Raw genomic sequence first — 16,352 nt, forward strand, 5'->3', positions numbered from 1 at the left:
CGACGCCGTTCCAGGGCTGCTCGCCACGCGTTCCATGGCCAACGTTCCAGGACGCGGCGCCGGTGGGGTCAGTTGTCGCCCCACCACTTGGCGGGATCGCCGCCGTATGTGTAGGTCGTGCGGCTGGCGGCACCGCTGGTGCGGAACGGGCGGCCGCCGTCGTCGATACGGAGGGTGCCGCTGCGCTTCCCGCTGCTCCAGTCCAGCTCCAGGTACCAGCTGCAGTCGCAGGAGACCGCGTCCGCCCGGACCGCCAGCGCCTCCGGATCGCCGGCACTGACCGTACGCGGGAACGGCTTGGCGGGGACCGGCTTCCCCGCCTGCTCACCGGGGATCGGCTTGACGACCGGACTGGTGTTGTCGAGGGCGATGGAGTACGAGGAGGGGGTCAGCCCGCCGCCGCAGCCGCCCGACGGGTTGTAGTGGTGCCAGCCCAGCGCAGGGCCCCGCCCCACGACCTGGGCGCGCAGCGCCTCCAGCACCACCGGCTCCTTCTCCGTACCGCGGACCACCACGCCGATGCGCGAGTGTTCCGCGTCGACACCGCCGAGGCTGCGGGCCCAGCCGACGGTGTCGCCGGTCTGCGGGGTGCCGGGCATGTTCTCCGGAGCCCGGTCGATCAGGAAGGTCTGCATACAGGGGAGTTCGTCCCCCCATACGTACGGGCGGACGTTCACCGACAACGGGATGCCGCTCGAAGGGTGGCCGTTGCCGGCGCCCGCGGAGGAGGACGGGGCGCCGGACGGATCCCGATCGCCCTTGCCGGGCGGGGCGGAGGAGCCGTTCTTCCCGTCCTTGTTCTTCTCGTCCTCCTTCTCGTCCTTCCCCTTCTTCCCGGCGGTCGCCGAAGCGGCGCCGTCACCCGGGGTGGCACCCGCGTCGTCCTGCCCGTCGTGGGTGGTGGTGACGCGGCGCGAGGCGTCGTCGCCCGCGATGCGGTACGCGGCGGTGACGGTGAGCGCGGCGACGACGGCCACCGCCGCCGCGATGAGGAGCGGCCGGCGTTTCCGGAACGCTTTCGGCGGGGCGGCGTAGGCGGCGTTCCGGGCGGCGGCGTCGTCCGGATGGTCGCCCGAGCCGGGAGCCGGGCCGGCGGGAACGGGGAAGGCGGCGTTGCGGGCCGCTTCCTCGTCCGGGTGTACGTCCCGGACCGGTTCCGGATCCATCTCCGACGCCGCCGACGCGGCTTCCGCGTCCCGTGCCCACTCCGGCTTCCGTACCGCCGTGCCCCCCGGCTCCGGCTCGGCCGCCGGTGCGTCCTGCGGCCCTGGTGCCGGGCCAGGTGCTGCCTCGAACGGCGTTGTCGGTCCGACCGGTTCGGGCGGGACGGTGGACGGCGCATGCGGGACGTGCGCCGGCGCCGACGCGGCCGGTTCCTCGGCGGCTGCGCCCGCCGGGCGTTTCTTCCCTCCCCGGGTGGCCGACGCCAGGATCCACCGGCGGTGCAGCTCGACCAGTTCATCCGGCTTCGCGCCGCAGAACCGCCCGAGACGTTCGGCGGGCGCGAACTCGGCGGGAACCGCGTCGCCGTTGCAGTAGCGGTGCAGCGTCGATGTGCTCACGTGCAGCCGTTTCGCCAGCGTGCCGTAGCTCTGCCCCGAACGCCCTTTCAACTCCCGCAGCATGGCCGCGAAGGAGCCCTCCCCTTCGTCCTTCGTCATGCCTCAACTATTCCACCCGTTCCAGGCAGGCGTTCCAGGCTGTGGATAACCCCGCAGGTCAGGTGAGGTGGAATCATTCCGGCGTCCCGTATGAGGCCCGAATCCTTGCCGCGTGAGGAGTGGAACGGTGAATGTGGTGACCACGCCGCGGCGTTGAGAATCTCCACCGCGGTCATCCACTCCGATCACCTGACCGAGGTCTGCCATGTCTGCTCTTCGCCATGTCCGCAAGCCCGCCCTCTTCGCCGTCACCGCCCTCGCGGCCCTCTCCTTGACCGCCTGCGGCCCCGCCGACGGGAAGGACGACGCGCTCAAGTCCGTACCTTCCGCGGCGGAGGAGCAGGGACAGCACACCTCCGGCGGCGGCACCGACGCCAAGGGCGGTGGGAGCACGGGCAAGGAAGAGGCCCGCGCCACCACCGATCAGGGCAGCGACGCCGGCAGGAGCAACGCCGGTAAGAAGGGCAGCGGCGCGGGCGAGGCGTCGGAGGACGCTCCCTGCACCGGCGCGACGGTGAAGGCCGAGGTTTCCCAGGCGCCGCGCCCGATCAACCACCTGCTCATCAAGATCACCAACACCGGCAGCAAGCGCTGCAACGCGTACTACGCCCCCCAGCTCCGCTTCGACGAGGACCAGGCCGCCACCCGCGTGCTGGACGACTCGCAGCCGCAGGCCGTCGTGAGCATCGAGCCCGGTGAGTCCGCGTACGCCGGGGTCGGGCTGATAGGCGAGCCGAGCGACGACACCCACCTGCGCGACGCCCGCAATCTGGAGGTCCACTTCCAGGGCCGGGACGAGAGTGAGCCCGACGCCGGGCACAGCGTCACCCTCGCCCTGCCGGACGGCACCAAGATCGACGACAACGCCTTCGTCACCTACTGGCAGACCGATCCCAACACCGCCCTCTCCTTCTGAGACCGATGGGTACCGGCCTCCGCGCCCGGTCCTCCGGCCGCCTTCCCGGCACCGGCCCCGCAGGGCAGTTCACTGCCCGAACGGGAGCCGGTGCCGCGCCGGGGCGACCGGCACGCGACGGTCACTGCGCTGCCTGCGAAAGGGGCCGGATCCAGCAAATTACCGGTGCCCCATAACGCCAGAGTTGAGTACTGACAGGCCAGTTACGATCGACTGCGCGCTCGCGCTCTTCCCGCACGCGAGTCCGTCGAGTCCAGACCGTGCCCTGAAGGGAGCCGCATGCCCGCCCGCCAAGCCGAACTGAGCACCCTTCAGGGGCGCAGTCACAGACACCACAACCACGAGGGCGAGGCTTGTGCAGAGGTCTCCGGCAACCTCTCCGCACTCTCCCCCATCCAGGAAAGCAAGACTCCGACCCAACTCGCGCCCGCGTTCTGGGCATCGACTCGGGCGCCGTACGCCGGTGCGGTGAAGAGCGGAACGCTGTCGGGCCGTTGAGCAGCTACAGCACCGGACGGCGACGCGGCGGGCCGATCGTGACCGCGGTGGTGATCGCCGCGATCGCCTGGTGGCTGGCGTGGTCGTCCGCCGGGACGGCGCCGCCTCGGGAGAGCCGGGCGGCGGCGCTCGCCACAGCAACAGGTCCAGGCGCTGGCCGCCGACGCCCGTATCGGCATCACCGGGCGGTACACCCCGGGCGCGTTCTACGAACGATGCGATCGCCAAGGCGTCCGGGCGCCCACCGACGGCCCGTACGCACTGACGTACACCGCGTACGCGGACCTGCCCGACCCACTCCATATCGCCGCGCTGCGACGACTCCGGACAGCGCTGGAGCAGCGCGGCGGCGTCGAGATCACCACGTACGAGGAACGGCCGCCGGCCCAGGAGGCCCAGCTCGACGCCACCGACGGACCGCACCGCAGCCATCTCGCCGTCGCCTCCGCCAAGCCGCCGCACACGGTCCGGTTGGCGGTCACCATGGACTGTTTCCGGCCGCCGGGCGACGGGCGGTAGCCGGACCGGTTCCGTGCCGGCCCCTCACCCCTCGCCCGACATGTGGGCGAGGACATGCGCGGCGCCGTCCGGGGAGAAGAGGTCGGCCAGGCCCGCCGCGGCGCCTTGGGCTGCTTCGGCGGATCGGGGGAAGAGCACCTTCTCGTAGGCAGCGACGGCCGCGTCGGTGGTGGCGTGGTCGAGGAGCGCATGGGCGAGGTCCGCGCCGTCCCGCATCGCCAGGTTGGCGCCCATGCCCGAGATCGGGGACATCAGGTGTGCCGCGTCGCCGAGCAGGGTGACACCGGGGGTGGGCCGCCAGGTGTGCGGGACGGGCAGCGCGTACACGGGGCGGTTGACGTAACCGGTGTCGGTGGCCCGGAGGAAGGCGAGGAGCGGGGTCCCCCAGTCGGAGAAGCGTGCCAGGAGGGCGGTGCGGACGGCGGCAGGGTCGGCGAGGTCGACACCTGCCGTGCGGTGCCAGTCCTCGGCGGTGCGCAGGGCGATGTGGACACGGATCCGGCCGTTGCCGTTGCGCTGTGCGATCACGCCCTGACCTGCGTCGATGGCCATCATCATGCCGTTGCCCGTGAAGGCGGACAGCTCCGGGTGGCGGCGGTCGGCGTCGAGCAGTTCGGCCTCGACGACGGTGACGCCGGTGTAGTCGGGGCGGGCGTCGGAGACCAGCGGGCGGACCCGGGACCAGGCGCCGTCCGCGCCGATGACCAGGTCCGTCTCGGTCGTGGAGCCATTGCCGAAGTGCAGGCGGTGGACGCCGTGGCCCAGCGGCTCGACGTGCTCCAGGCGGTGGCCCCACCGGACGGTGCCGGGCGTAAGGGAGTTGAGGAGGAGGTGACGCAGACGACCGCGGTCGATCTCGGGCCGGACATCGGCACCGTCCCCGTCCTCGGGCGGCGCGGCGTCGAGCAGGAGCCGCCCGTGGCGGTCGGCCACGCGTATCTGCTGGCCCTCGGGGCGGGAGAGAGGGGTGAACGCATCCCACAAACCGGCTTCTTTCAGGGCGTGTTGGCCGGTGCCGGGGTGCATGTCGAGGCTGCCGCCCTGGTCACGGGCGGTGGCGGATCCGTCGAGGTCGTGGACGGTGACGGCGGCGCCGTGGCGCTGGAGTACGCGGGCGCAGATCAGGCCGCCGGGGCCGGCGCCGACAACGTCGATACGGGGGGTGCGGGAAGAAGGCATGACGATCCTCGGATGGTGGTGGAACTTCATCGGCACGCGGTGGCCGGGAAGGTGCGGAAGAGAGCCCGGCGTGGACGGCCGGAGGAGGTGAGAGGAGGGAGAGAGGGAGGAGGAAAGGGTGGAAGGAAGGAGGGCGCGGAGGTCCCGGTGCGTCGCCGTGCCGCCGCGCTACCGTGCCGCCGTGCTCATGAAAGAACACTGACCAAGAAAGTGCAACCATGCAACTTTTTTGATCGTGCCACCTTGGGTAGGGTGGCGGCATGCCCACTCCCGTCGAGCCCGCACCTGTAGGGCGTCGCGAACGCAAGAAGGCGGCCACCCGTCGCGCCCTGGCCGACGCGGCGCTGCGCCTCTTCCTGGAACACGGCTACGACGCGGTGACGCTGCACACCGTCGCCGACGCCGCGGACGTCTCGACCACCACGCTGCTCAAGTACTTCCCGAGCAAGGAAGCGCTGGTCTTCGACGAGGAGGCGGACCAGGAAGCGGGGCTCGTCGCCGCCGTACGCGACCGGGAGAGGGGCGTCAGCATCCCGGCGGCGCTCCGCGCCCACGCCGAATGGGCCCGCCTGAAAATTTCCGACGAGACCTCCGGCGCGGCTGAGTTCTTCGCCCTCGTCGAGCGGACCCCGGCGCTCAGCGCGTACGCCCACCGCATGTGGATGCGCCATCAGACCGCCCTCGCCGGCGCCATCGCCGAGGACTGCGGTGCCGCCCCCGGCGATCCGCGGAGTGCGGCTCTGGCCCGCTTCGCCCTGGAGGCGGTCGCGCTCGCATACCGTTCCGATGACCAGGTGGCGGCGCTGGATGCGGCGTTCGACCTGCTGGAGAACGGGTGGGGCAAGGGGTAGTGGAGGCGGCAGCGGGCGGACGGGAGAGCGGACCCACGCCGCGCGGCCCGGGGCGCCGACCCCCGAACCCCTTCGGACAGGCGGTGAGCCATGGCATCCACGGGGTGCCCTGCGACGGAAGTTCTGACGGCGCGTCGCTGACTCCCGGTCGCTGCACGCGCCGTACCGGAAATCGCCCGCGCGCCACGGTGTGCCCATGGCTACGGTGGCCCGATGACGGGATTCCGTGTGCTGGACGAACGCGCCGCGTGGCAGCGGGACTTCGAGGAACGGCGGCGGCGTGCGTACCGCGCCGCCGGGCTCGGTCCGGAGGCGGCCGAGGGCCGGGTCGCCCGGCTCCGGAAGGGGGAGAGGTGCGAGGAGTGGACCGTCGCGGAGATCACCGACGGCGGGACCCGGATCGGGTATGTCGCGGTGGACGTCACCGACGACCACGGCACGCCCGTGGGCCGGGTGGAAGACCTCTGGATCAACGCGGAACACGCAGGTCAGGGCCGTGAACAGGCCGCGCGTGCCTGGGCCGAGGCGTGGTGCGCCGAGCGTGGCGCACGCCGGATCGCGGTCCGGGTCGCCGGCCCGGACGGTGGGCCGTTCGCCGACTACCCCGTCGCGGCGGAGTTGCGGATCCGTACCCTCGACGCCGGACCGCCACCGCCCTCCCCGGTCGTCGCACGGCCGATGGGCGCGGACGAGTTCCCACGCTGGTTCGCCGCCGAGAAGGACGCGTACATCGGTGACATCGTCCGGGCGGCCACTTCGACCAGGGACGAAGCCGTCCGGAAGGCGGAGGACGACTTCGCGGAGCTGATCCCCCGGGGGCAGGCCACCCCCGGCCACGCCTTCGTCGTCCTGGAGGCGGCGGACGGCCCCGTCGGCACCGGCTGGCTCCACCACGGCCATCTGCCCGGCGTCACCTACGGCTACAGCCTCGACATCGACGCCGAGCACCGCGGCAAGGGCTACGGCCGCGCCGCGATGGCAGCGGGCGAACAGCTCACCCGTACCGCCGGGGACACGGCGCTGATGTTCACCGTGTGGGGCGGGAACGAGGTGGCGATGCGCCTGTACGACCGGGCCGGCTACCGCGTCGTGGAGACCAGCAGGTCCCTGCCGCTCACCGGCTGACCGCCTGCCGGGCCCGGCGGGGCTCCCGCTCCGGGCCCCGCCCCACCTTCGCTTCCGGATTCCGCCGGGCCCGGTCGCGCTCCGGGCCCCCTCACCTTCGCGTCCGGGCCCCGCCGGGCTCCGCCACACGTCCGGGACCGGCCGTGCCCTGTCGGACCGACGACCCTGCCGCCCCGGCGCGCTGTCCTGGTGCCGCATCGCGACGGCTGCGCCACGACGGCCGCGCCACGACGGCCGCGCCACGACGGCTGCGCCACGACGCCGACGCGGCCCGGACACCACCGTGGGCCCCCGCCTCCCGGCGAGGGCCCACGTACGAATCCGGTGGTTCAGCCCAGCTTGCTCACATCGCGGACGGCGCCCTTGTCGGCGCTGGTGGCCATCGCGGCGTAGGCGCGCAGGGCCTGGGAGACCTTGCGTTCGCGGTCCTTGGGGGCGTAGACGCCGCCGAGGGCCAGGCGGCGGGACTCCAGCTCCGTCTCCGGGACGAGGAGTTCGATCGAGCGGTTCGGGATGTCGATGCGGATACGGTCGCCGTTCTCGACGAGGGCGATGGTGCCGCCGGACGCCGCTTCGGGCGAGGCGTGGCCGATGGACAGGCCCGAAGTGCCGCCGGAGAACCGGCCGTCGGTGACGAGCGCGCACGCCTTGCCCAGACCGCGGCCCTTGAGGAACGACGTCGGGTACAGCATCTCCTGCATACCGGGGCCGCCCTTGGGGCCCTCGTAGCGGATGACGACGACGTCACCCTCCTTGACCTGCTTCTTCAAGATCGCGTCGACCGCGGCTTCCTGCGATTCGCAGACCACGGCGGGGCCCTCGAACGTCCAGATCGACTCGTCGACACCGGCGGTCTTCACGACACAGCCGTCCACGGCGAGGTTGCCGTAGAGGATCGCGAGGCCGCCCTCGGTGGAGTAGGCGTGCGCGATGTCGCGGATGCAGCCGTTCGCCGCGTCGGTGTCCAGCGACTCCCACCGCTCCGACTGGGAGAACGCCTTCGCGGAGCGGACGCAGCCGGGCGCCGCGTGGAACAGCTCGGTGGCCTCCGCGGACGGCGAGCCGCCGCGGATGTCCCAGCTCTTCAGCCAGTCGGCGAGCGAGGGGGAGTGGACGGTGTGGACGTCCTCGTTGAGCAGCCCGGCGCGGTACAGCTCGCCGAGGATGGCGGGGATGCCGCCGGCGCGGTGCACGTCCTCCATGTAGTACGCGCCGTTCGGGGCGACCTTCGACAGGCACGGCAGCTTCCGCGACAGCTCGTCGATCTTCTTCATGTCGAAGTCGAGCTCCGCCTCCTGGGCGGCGGCCAGCAGGTGCAGGATCGTGTTGGTCGACCCGCCCATGGCGATGTCGAGGGCGACGGCGTTCTCGAACGCGGCGCGGGAGCCGACGGAGCGCGGCAGGACGGTGGTGTCGTTCTGCTCGTAGTGGCGCTTGGTGATCTCGACGACGGTGCGGCCGGCGTTCTCGTACAGCGCCTTGCGGGCGGTGTGGGTGGCGAGGACGGAGCCGTTGCCGGGCAGGGCCAGGCCGATCGCCTCGGTCAGGCAGTTCATGGAGTTGGCGGTGAACATGCCGGAACAGGAACCGCAGGTCGGGCAGGCGTTCTGCTCGATACGGAGGATGTCCTCGTCGGAGACGTTCTCGTTGACCGCCTCGGAGATGGCGTTGACGAGGTCGAGCTTGCGGACGGTGCCGTCGACCAGCGTGGTCTGGCCGGCTTCCATCGGGCCGCCGGAGACGAAGACGGTCGGGATGTTGAGGCGCATCGCGGCCATCAGCATGCCCGGGGTGATCTTGTCGCAGTTGGAGATGCAGATCAGCGCGTCCGCGCAGTGCGCCTCGACCATGTACTCGACGGAGTCGGCGATCAGATCGCGCGAGGGCAGGCTGTAGAGCATGCCGCCGTGGCCCATGGCGATGCCGTCGTCGACGGCGATGGTGTTGAACTCCCGGGCGATGCCGCCCGCCGCGTGGATCGCCTCGGAGACGATGCGGCCCACCGGCTGGAGGTGGGTGTGGCCCGGCACGAACTCCGTGAAGCTGTTGGCGACGGCGATGATCGGCTTGCCGAAGTCCTCGCGCGCTACGCCGCTGGCCTGCATAAGGGCTCGGGCGCCGGCCATGTTGCGGCCATGGGTAACGGTGCGGGACCTCAGCTCGGGCACGATGGTCACTCCCTAGGGGATCGTCTCGGACGACCGCCGCTGCGGTACCGGAAGGGGTGCGGGCACCCCGCCGCGTACCGGCGGCGCCGTACATCAGCCGTCCTGTATCAGCTCATCCGAGAGTACGCTGCCGATCCGCGATCCGGACAAGCCCTCCGCATGGTGAGACGGGTGACCGGAGTGCGGACAGATCCGGGGAGGTGGCACGGGGGTGGGCCGCGCCGTTCTTGATGGGCGGTTCCGGCTCCGGTAAGGGGCGAGGGCGGTCCCTTACGGGCTGGGGCCCGTCTCCCCTACGGGCCGGTCGCCACCCGTACGGGTCGGGACCGTTCCCTCTCGGGGAGGGGCCCCTCCTGGGAAGGGCCCCGCGGGAGGCCCCTTCAGGAGGCCCCGGACCGCCGCCTCACGCCCCTGGCGTCCCCGTGGGCGACGCCAGATGGAGCCGGGTGAAAGCCAGTGCCTCGGCGAGATCGGCCTCGCGTTCCGCCGTGGACATCGCGCGGCGGGTGTTGACCTCGACGACGACATGCCCGTCGAAACCGGTCACCGCCAGCTGTTCCAGCAGCTGCGCGCACGGCTGCGTACCGCGTCCCGGCACCAGATGCTCGTCCTTGCCCGAACCGCTGCCGTCGGCGAGATGGATGTGGGCCAGCCGGTCGCCCATCCGTTCCACCATCTTCAGCGCCTCGCTGCGCGACGTCGCGGTGTGCGAGAGATCGATCGTGAAGTGGCGGTAGTCGTCGTTGGTCGGGTCCCAGTCCGGCGCGTACGCCAGCATCTCCCGGTCGCGGTAGCGCCACGGATACATGTTCTCGACGGCGAACCGGACGTCCGTCTCCTGTTCCATCCGCCACACGCCGCGGACGAACTCCCGCGCGTACGCCCGCTGCCAGCGGAACGGCGGATGGACGACGACGGTGGAGGCGCCCAGCTTCTGCGCGGCGTTCTTCGCGCGCTGGAGCTTGACCCACGGGTCCGTCGACCACACCCGCTGCGTGATCAGCAGACACGGCGCGTGCACCGCCAGCACCGGCACACCGTGGTAGTCCGACAGCCGTCGCAGCGCCTCGATGTCCTGGCTGACCGGGTCGGTCCACACCATGACCTCGACGCCGTCGTACCCCAGACGCGCGGCGATCTCGAACGCCGTCGCCGTCGACTCCGGGTAGACCGAGGCCGTGGACAGCGCGACCTTCGCATCGGGGATGCGCACCACTGGCTCTGTCACGAGGGACAGCGTACGGGCCGCACCGCTCAGGCCGTCGGCAGGTGGTCGAGCCGCCGCAGGATCACGCCCTCGCGCAGCGCCCACGGGCAGATCTCCAGCGATTCCACCCCGAACAGGTCCATCGCCGCCTCCGCCACCAGCGCCCCCGCCAGCAGCTGCCGCGAGCGGCCCTCGGAGACGCCGGGCAGTTCGGCGCGCTCCCGCGCCGTCATCCCCGCCAGCTTCGGCACCCACTCCTCCAGCTTCTTGCGTTCCAGCTCCCGCTGGACGTACAGCCCGTCGGAGGAACGGGCGGCACCGGTGATCCGGGCCAGCTGCCGGAAGGTCTTCGACGTCCCGACGACGTGATCGGGGGTGCCGTACCGGGTGAAGTCGCTCACCACCTTCGCGATGTCGGCCCGCACCCGGCGGCGCAGCGCCCGCACCTCCTCGGTCCCGGGCGGATCGCCGGGGAGCGCGCCGCTGGTCAGCCGGCCCGCGCCGAGCGGCAGCGACGCCGCCGCGTCCGGCTCCTCGTCCAGCCCGTACGCGATCTCCAGGGAGCCGCCGCCGATGTCCAGGAGCAGCAGCCGGCCTGCCGACCAGCCGAACCAGCGGCGGGCGGCGAGGAAGGTCAAACGCGCCTCGTCCGCGCCGGACAGCACCTGCAGCGCGATACCGGTCTCCTCGGTGACGCGGCGCAGCACCGCCTCACCGTTGGCGGCGTCGCGGACCGCGGAGGTCGCGAACGGCAGCACGTCCTCGACGCCCTTGTCCTCGGCCACCTGCCCGGCCTCCCGGACCGTCGCGACCAGCCGTTCCACCCCCGCGTCGCTTATCGCGCCGTCCGCGTCGAGCAGTTCGGCGAGCCGCAGCTCCGCCTTGTGCGAGTAGGCGGGCAGCGGACGCGCGCCCGGGTGCGCGTCGACCACCAGGAGATGCACCGTATTCGAACCCACATCGAGGACACCGAGTCTCATACGGGGAAACCTACTGCGGCGCCCGGAGGCGGAGGGGCCCGCCCGGGGGATGCGGTGCGATCCGGGGCGCCCGGCGGGGATACGCGCGCGCCCGGGGGGACGGAGCCGCCGGCGCCGGGCCCGTACGCTGGAGAGGTGGCTAAGACGAACAAGGCGAAGCACGGGAAAACCGCGGAGAAGGGCGCAAAGCGCCAGGCGGGCGCCGCGACCGACGAGGTCGGCCTCGACTTCGCCCGCGCCTGGGTCACCTTCCCGGACCCGGCCGACGACGAGCAGCTCTTCCGCTGCGACCTGACCTGGCTGACCTCCCGCTGGACCTGCATCTTCGGCAGCGGCTGCCAGGGCATCCAGGCGGGCCGCGCCGACGACGGCTGCTGCACGCTCGGCGCGCACTTCTCCGACGAGGAGGACGAACAGCGCGTCGCCGGACACGTGGCGCGGCTCACGCCGGAGCTGTGGCAGTTCCACGACGTCGGCACGGAGAGCGGCTGGACCGAGGAGGACGAGGACGGCGACCGGCAGACCCGCCGCTGGCAGGGCTCCTGCATCTTCCAGAACCGCCCCGGCTTCGCGGCGGGCGCCGGCTGCTCCCTGCACCTGCTGGCGCTGCGCGAGGGCCGCGAACCCCTGGAGACCAAGCCGGACGTCTGCTGGCAGCTCCCGGTGCGCCGCACCTACGACTGGATCGACCGGCCCGACGACACCCAGATCCTCCAGGTCACGATCGGCGAGTACGACCGCCGCGGCTGGGGCCCCGGCGGTCACGACCTGCACTGGTGGTGCACCTCCGCCACCTCCGCCCACGGCGCCGGCGACCCGGTCTACGTCTCGTACGAGCCCGAACTCACCGAACTGATGGGCAAGGAGGGCTACGCCAAGCTCGCCGAACTCTGCGAGGAACGCCTGGCCGCCACCCTCCCGCTGGCCCCGCACCCGGCGGACCCCGCGCGCCCGCCCAAGTCCGCCCGCTCGGGCAAGGCGGCCAAGCTGGAACACCCGGAGGGAACGGTCTGACCGGCGCGTTCCCGGGATGAGGTCCGGGTGCGGAGAGGCCGTTCGGGGCTGAGGGGCGGGCCTGGCCACCGGGACGTTCCGGCGTTCCACCCGGGCCGTTTCCGGTGTGCCGAGCGGTGTGCTCGGGCGGTCACCCGGTGGGGGACGGCGTCCCGGCCGACCCCTTCCGGCCCTCCGACCCCTTCCCGCCTTCCGGCCCTCCGGCCGCTCGGCAGCCCGGCCGCTCGGACGTTCCAGCTGACCGTTCCGGCGTCCCGGACAGGCGGGGCGGCGGCCCGTTCGGTGCAGCCCGGCGTCCCGGACGGGCCGGGTCGGCGTTCCACCCGTAGGGGAAGGGCGTTCCGCACGTTCCGTCCGGTGTTCCGGTCGGGTGGTGCGGTGCCTTGCCGGGGCCGTTCCGGTGTCCCGCGTCGGCCGTGGGACGTTCCACCGGGCCGTTCCGGCGTTCCACCCGTAAGGGGCGGTGTCCCGTGCCGCCCGCCCGCTCAGCGCACCGTGGCCACCGGCGTGGACGAGTCCGCGGGCGCCGGCCCGGTGGGCGTGGGGCCGGGGGGCGTCGGGGACGGACCGGTCGGGCGGGGCGACGGGGTGGCCGGACGGGACGGGGCGGGGGACGGGTCCGTGGGGCGCGGGGCGTCCGTACCCGGAGAGCCGGTGCCGTGGCCCTCCACCGTGACGGTGGTGGTGCCCGGACCGATGACGACGCGGGCCCGCCACGGACCGGCCGGTTCCCGGTCGTGCGTGATGTGGAGGAGCACCGTCGTGGTCCGCCCCGGCCGCAGCTCCCCGGCCGTCCGGCTGAGCCGGAGCCAGGGGGCGCCCGACGCCGCCGTCCACCGCACCGGGGCGCCCCCGGACGCGCTGAGCGTGATGACGGTCGCCGCGCCGCGCGGCTGCGCCGCCACGGTCAGCCGCCCGGGACCGGTGTCCCGGCGCGCGCGTCCGGTATCCGCGCCGGTCACCCGCGCCGCCACGCTCCCCGCCCCTCCGGGCGCCGACGTCGAGGAGCGCGGGGGCGTCCCGGCGTTTCCCGCGTTCTCGTAGGGACGGCCGTCCAGCCGCCCGCTGTCCGAGTCGACGGCCGACACCGGCGGCGCGCTCTCCGCCTTCCCGGGCTCGGGCGCCCCGCGGTACGCCGCCCACAGGGCCAGCACCGGGGCGGCCAGTACGGTGGCGACGATCGTCGTCGTCATCGCGCGGCTGCGCAGCCTCAGCCGGCGGGCCGCCACATCCGTCGGACGGACCGGGAAGCCCCGGCGGTCGTAGCGTGGAGAACCGTTTGGCCCACCGCCGCGGCCCGTACGGCGCGCCCCGTCCGGCACCCCCGAACCCGCCACCCCCTCAGCCCGCCCCGAGCGCGCCCGCCGGGCCGCCGCCAGCGCCCCGAACACCGCCTCCCGGGGCGCCGCGACCAGCGGCAGCGTCCCCCGGGCCGCGGGTGCGGTGCCCGGCCAGGGACCGGCGGCCGTCGCGCACTCGGCGGTCCGGCGGCACTCGGCGCAGTCGTCGACGTGCCGCACCAACTCCCGGCGGAGCACCGCCCCGAGCAGCATCCCGCTGCCGCCGGCCAGCTGTGCCACGTCCGGGCACCGGCCGCGCTCGACGACGGTCAGCGCCGCGCGGGTCCGCTCGACCTCGCAGGACGCGGTGGCCAGCAGCGCCCGGGTGGCCACCGGGTCGGTGCCGAGCACCGCCGCCACCTCCGCCGCGGGCAGCCGGTGGCGGACCGACAGCTCCAGCGCCTCGCGTTGCTCGGGCGTCATCCCGGCCGCCTCGGGCCACGCCAGCCGGGCCAGCTCACGCCGTCCGGCCTCCGGGCCGTCCGCCGGATCGGGCGGCGCGGCATCGGCCAGCCGGCGCAGGCACGCCCAGCGGGCGAGTGCGTAGAGCCACGGGCGGTACAGGCCCGGATCGCCGGGGCGCCTGCCGTGCTGCCGCTCGGCGAGCGCCAGCGTCTCACCCAGCACCGCGGTCGCCGCGTCGTGCGCGCACAGCACCGACAGGCAGTACGTGAACAGCCCGTCCAGATACGGCTCGTAGCCCGCGGCGCGGACGGGGTGCCCCGGACGGCCGGGGGCACCGGGGCGCGGGGCGTGCGGCTGCGGACCCGGGGCGCCCGGGGGTGGGGGCAGGACGGGCCAGGCGATGCGGGCCGCCCGCTCGGGGTGGCCGGTCTGCTCGGGACGGTCGGACGGCGCCGGTCGGCCGGGGTGCTGCGGCCTGCTCCGATGCGAAGCGCCGCTGCGCGACCGGTGTGCGCCGGTGGTGTGCGTGGGGTGCTCGGGCCTGCTCATCACCCCGGCGACGGTAGGGCGATGATCCAGCGGCACTCGCCGTCTGGCCGCACATTCAACCCTAACGAGTGAGCATCTCACTCAAAAGGGGACAGGAACCACCCGTTCCGCCCAAGCCTCCCGAAGGTGGCGGGGCCGGGTCCGGGCGCCCTCGACCGTTTCCGACGGAAAACACCCGGGCTCCCCGAACGGGGTGGAACCCGGTGCGGCCGACGGCGGAACGGGCGGCCGTGGAACGGGTGGAACGGCGGGAACGGGAGGTGGAACGGCGCTCCAGCGGTTCTGCATCAGGTTCTCGCCCATGGGGGGAGCGCCGTGGCGTGCTCGGCGGGGAGCGCCCCGGCGCGAGCGGCGGGACGTCCGGCGGTGCCCCGGGGAGAACCTGCGGTCCGGGCACGCCGCTCGGGCCGCCGCTGTACGCGCCGTCCGCCCGCCACCTGCCCGGACCCGCGCCCGCGCCGTCCCGCCCGGCCGCCGTCGGCGCCCGTTGTCACACCCCGCCGTTACGGTGACGTCATGGCAACCCGTAAAACGTCGGCCAAGGAGCGCCCCTCCTACCGATGCACCGAGTGCGGCTGGACCACCGTCAAGTGGCTCGGGCGCTGTCCCGAATGCCAGGCGTGGGGCACGGTCGAGGAGACCGGCGGCGCCGGGGCGGTCCGCACCACCGCGCCGGGGCGGGTCACCACCGCCGCCGTGCCGATCGGGCAGGTCGACGGCCGCCGGGCGACCGCCCGCTCCACCGGCGTGCCCGAACTGGACCGCGTGCTCGGCGGCGGCCTCGTCCCCGGGGCCGTGGTGCTGCTCGCCGGGGAGCCGGGGGTCGGCAAGTCGACCCTCCTGCTGGACGTCGCCGCGAAGGCCGCGTCCGACGCGCACCGCACCCTCTACGTCACCGGTGAGGAGTCCGCGAGCCAGGTCCGGCTGCGCGCCGACCGCATCGGCGCGCTCAGCGAGGACCTCTACCTGGCCGCCGAGACCGACCTCTCCGCCGTCCTCGGCCATCTCGACAGCGTCAAGCCGTCGCTGCTGGTCCTCGACTCCGTGCAGACCGTCGCCTCCCCGGAGATCGACGGCGCCCCGGGCGGTATGGCGCAGGTCCGCGAGGTCGCCGGGGCGCTCATCCGCGCGTCCAAGGAGCGCGGGATGGCCACCCTCCTCGTCGGCCACGTCACCAAGGACGGCGCCATCGCAGGCCCCCGCCTGCTGGAGCATCTCGTCGACGTGGTCCTCCAGTTCGAGGGCGACCGGCACGCCCGGCTGCGCCTGGTCCGCGGCGTCAAGAACCGCTACGGCACCACCGACGAGGTCGGCTGCTTCGAGCTGCACGACGAGGGCATCACCGGGCTCGCCGACCCGTCGGGCCTCTTCCTGACCCGCCGCGCCGAGCCGGTGCCCGGCACCTGCCTGACCGTCACGCTGGAGGGCCGCCGTCCGCTCGTCGCCGAGGTGCAGGCGCTCACCGTCGACTCGCAGATCCCCTCGCCGCGGCGGACCACCTCCGGCCTGGAGACCTCCCGCGTCTCGATGATGCTCGCCGTCCTGGAGCAGCGCGGCCGGATCAGCGCCCTGGGCAAGCGCGACATCTACAGCGCCACCGTCGGCGGGGTGAAGCTCACCGAGCCCGCCGCCGACCTCGCGGTGGCGCTCGCCCTGGCCAGTGCCGCGAGCGACACCCCGCTGCCGAAGAACCTCGTCGCCATCGGGGAGGTCGGGCTCGCCGGGGAGGTGCGGCGCGTCACCGGTGTGCAGCGGCGGCTCGCCGAGGCGGCGCGGCTCGGTTTCACCCACGCCCTGGTGCCGTCCGATCCGGGGAAGATCCCCGACGGGATGCGGGTGCTGGAGGTCGCCGACGTCGGTGAGGCGCTGCGGGTGTTGCCCAAGCGGCCCCGGCGAGCGGCCCCGCAGGAGGAGGAGGTCCGCCGGTAGACTCTGCCCCG

12 protein-coding genes are annotated in these 16,352 nt (G+C 73.5%); 5 read left to right on the forward strand and 7 right to left on the reverse strand.

The features are described from left to right. Positions 1 to 68: 68 nt before the first annotated feature. Positions 69 to 1,661 carry a helix-turn-helix domain-containing protein gene (locus ACZ4M8_RS29140; protein ID WP_467612778.1) on the reverse strand — a complete coding sequence of 531 codons (1,593 nt, stop codon included), beginning with the start codon at positions 1,659 to 1,661 and terminating at the stop codon, positions 69 to 71. Positions 1,662 to 1,866: 205 nt separating this feature from the next. Between ACZ4M8_RS29140 and ACZ4M8_RS29145 the strand changes: the two genes are divergently transcribed. Then, a complete protein-coding gene (locus ACZ4M8_RS29145) occupies positions 1,867 to 2,577 on the forward strand; it encodes a DUF4232 domain-containing protein (RefSeq protein ID WP_467612781.1) in 711 nt (236 codons plus the stop codon). 502 nt (positions 2,578 to 3,079) lie between these two features. Here ACZ4M8_RS29145 and ACZ4M8_RS29150 read toward each other — a convergent pair. Beyond that, complete coding sequence (locus ACZ4M8_RS29150; RefSeq protein WP_467612784.1) at positions 3,080 to 3,211, reverse strand: hypothetical protein; 132 nt, start codon at positions 3,209 to 3,211, stop codon at positions 3,080 to 3,082. Positions 3,212 to 3,618: 407 nt separating this feature from the next. Continuing rightward, on the reverse strand, positions 3,619 to 4,773 hold the full coding sequence (locus tag ACZ4M8_RS29155; protein WP_467612787.1) for an FAD-dependent oxidoreductase: 1,155 nt from the start codon (positions 4,771 to 4,773) through the stop codon (positions 3,619 to 3,621). Between the two features lie 260 nt (positions 4,774 to 5,033). Between ACZ4M8_RS29155 and ACZ4M8_RS29160 the strand changes: the two genes are divergently transcribed. Together ACZ4M8_RS29160 and ACZ4M8_RS29165 are read left to right on the forward strand one after the other, a co-directional pair. After that, positions 5,034 to 5,624: a TetR/AcrR family transcriptional regulator gene (locus ACZ4M8_RS29160; RefSeq protein WP_467612790.1), complete on the forward strand. Its 591-nt coding sequence runs from the start codon at positions 5,034 to 5,036 to the stop codon at positions 5,622 to 5,624. Between the two features lie 213 nt (positions 5,625 to 5,837). After that, positions 5,838 to 6,749, forward strand: a complete 912-nt coding sequence (locus ACZ4M8_RS29165; protein WP_467612793.1) for a GNAT family N-acetyltransferase — start codon at positions 5,838 to 5,840, stop codon at positions 6,747 to 6,749. A gap of 329 nt (positions 6,750 to 7,078) precedes the next feature. On the opposite strand, the gene ilvD is transcribed toward ACZ4M8_RS29165, so the two are convergent. From ilvD to ACZ4M8_RS29180, 3 genes are all read right to left on the reverse strand, one after another. Next, positions 7,079 to 8,917 carry a dihydroxy-acid dehydratase gene (gene ilvD / locus ACZ4M8_RS29170; RefSeq protein WP_467612860.1) on the reverse strand — a complete coding sequence of 613 codons (1,839 nt, stop codon included), beginning with the start codon at positions 8,915 to 8,917 and terminating at the stop codon, positions 7,079 to 7,081. A 403-nt stretch (positions 8,918 to 9,320) separates the two neighbouring features. After that, positions 9,321 to 10,133 carry a sugar phosphate isomerase/epimerase family protein gene (locus ACZ4M8_RS29175; RefSeq protein ID WP_467612863.1) on the reverse strand — a complete coding sequence of 271 codons (813 nt, stop codon included), beginning with the start codon at positions 10,131 to 10,133 and terminating at the stop codon, positions 9,321 to 9,323. A gap of 38 nt (positions 10,134 to 10,171) precedes the next feature. Continuing rightward, positions 10,172 to 11,104 (reverse strand): Ppx/GppA family phosphatase, encoded by a 933-nt coding sequence (locus ACZ4M8_RS29180; RefSeq protein ID WP_467612796.1) that lies wholly within the window; start codon positions 11,102 to 11,104, stop codon positions 10,172 to 10,174. A 135-nt stretch (positions 11,105 to 11,239) separates the two neighbouring features. Here ACZ4M8_RS29180 and ACZ4M8_RS29185 point away from each other — a divergent pair, with 135 nt between their 5' ends. Continuing rightward, positions 11,240 to 12,118 (forward strand): DUF3109 family protein, encoded by an 879-nt coding sequence (locus ACZ4M8_RS29185; protein ID WP_467612799.1) that lies wholly within the window; start codon positions 11,240 to 11,242, stop codon positions 12,116 to 12,118. 485 nt (positions 12,119 to 12,603) lie between these two features. On the opposite strand, the gene ACZ4M8_RS29190 is transcribed toward ACZ4M8_RS29185, so the two are convergent. Then, entirely contained in the window at positions 12,604 to 14,412 is a 1,809-nt protein-coding gene (locus ACZ4M8_RS29190) for an RNA polymerase sigma factor (RefSeq protein WP_467612802.1), read from the reverse strand. A 516-nt stretch (positions 14,413 to 14,928) separates the two neighbouring features. Between ACZ4M8_RS29190 and radA the strand changes: the two genes are divergently transcribed. Continuing rightward, positions 14,929 to 16,341: a DNA repair protein RadA gene (radA, locus tag ACZ4M8_RS29195; protein ID WP_345077337.1), complete on the forward strand. Its 1,413-nt coding sequence runs from the start codon at positions 14,929 to 14,931 to the stop codon at positions 16,339 to 16,341. The last annotated feature ends 11 nt before the right edge of the window (positions 16,342 to 16,352 follow it).

Source organism: Streptomyces sp. NPDC027185, assembly GCF_055567035.1.

Coding starts and splice junctions, on each gene's coding strand:
- ACZ4M8_RS29140 (WP_467612778.1), bottom strand. CDS start 1,661: ATGACGAAGGACGAAGGGGAGGGCTCCTTCGCGGCCATGCTGCGGGAG.
- ACZ4M8_RS29145 (WP_467612781.1), top strand. CDS start 1,867: ATGTCTGCTCTTCGCCATGTCCGCAAGCCCGCCCTCTTCGCCGTCACC.
- ACZ4M8_RS29155 (WP_467612787.1), bottom strand. CDS start 4,773: ATGCCTTCTTCCCGCACCCCCCGTATCGACGTTGTCGGCGCCGGCCCC.
- ACZ4M8_RS29160 (WP_467612790.1), top strand. CDS start 5,034: ATGCCCACTCCCGTCGAGCCCGCACCTGTAGGGCGTCGCGAACGCAAG.
- ACZ4M8_RS29165 (WP_467612793.1), top strand. CDS start 5,838: ATGACGGGATTCCGTGTGCTGGACGAACGCGCCGCGTGGCAGCGGGAC.
- ACZ4M8_RS29180 (WP_467612796.1), bottom strand. CDS start 11,104: ATGAGACTCGGTGTCCTCGATGTGGGTTCGAATACGGTGCATCTCCTG.
- ACZ4M8_RS29190 (WP_467612802.1), bottom strand. CDS start 14,412: ATGAGCAGGCCCGAGCACCCCACGCACACCACCGGCGCACACCGGTCG.
- radA (WP_345077337.1), top strand. CDS start 14,929: ATGGCAACCCGTAAAACGTCGGCCAAGGAGCGCCCCTCCTACCGATGC.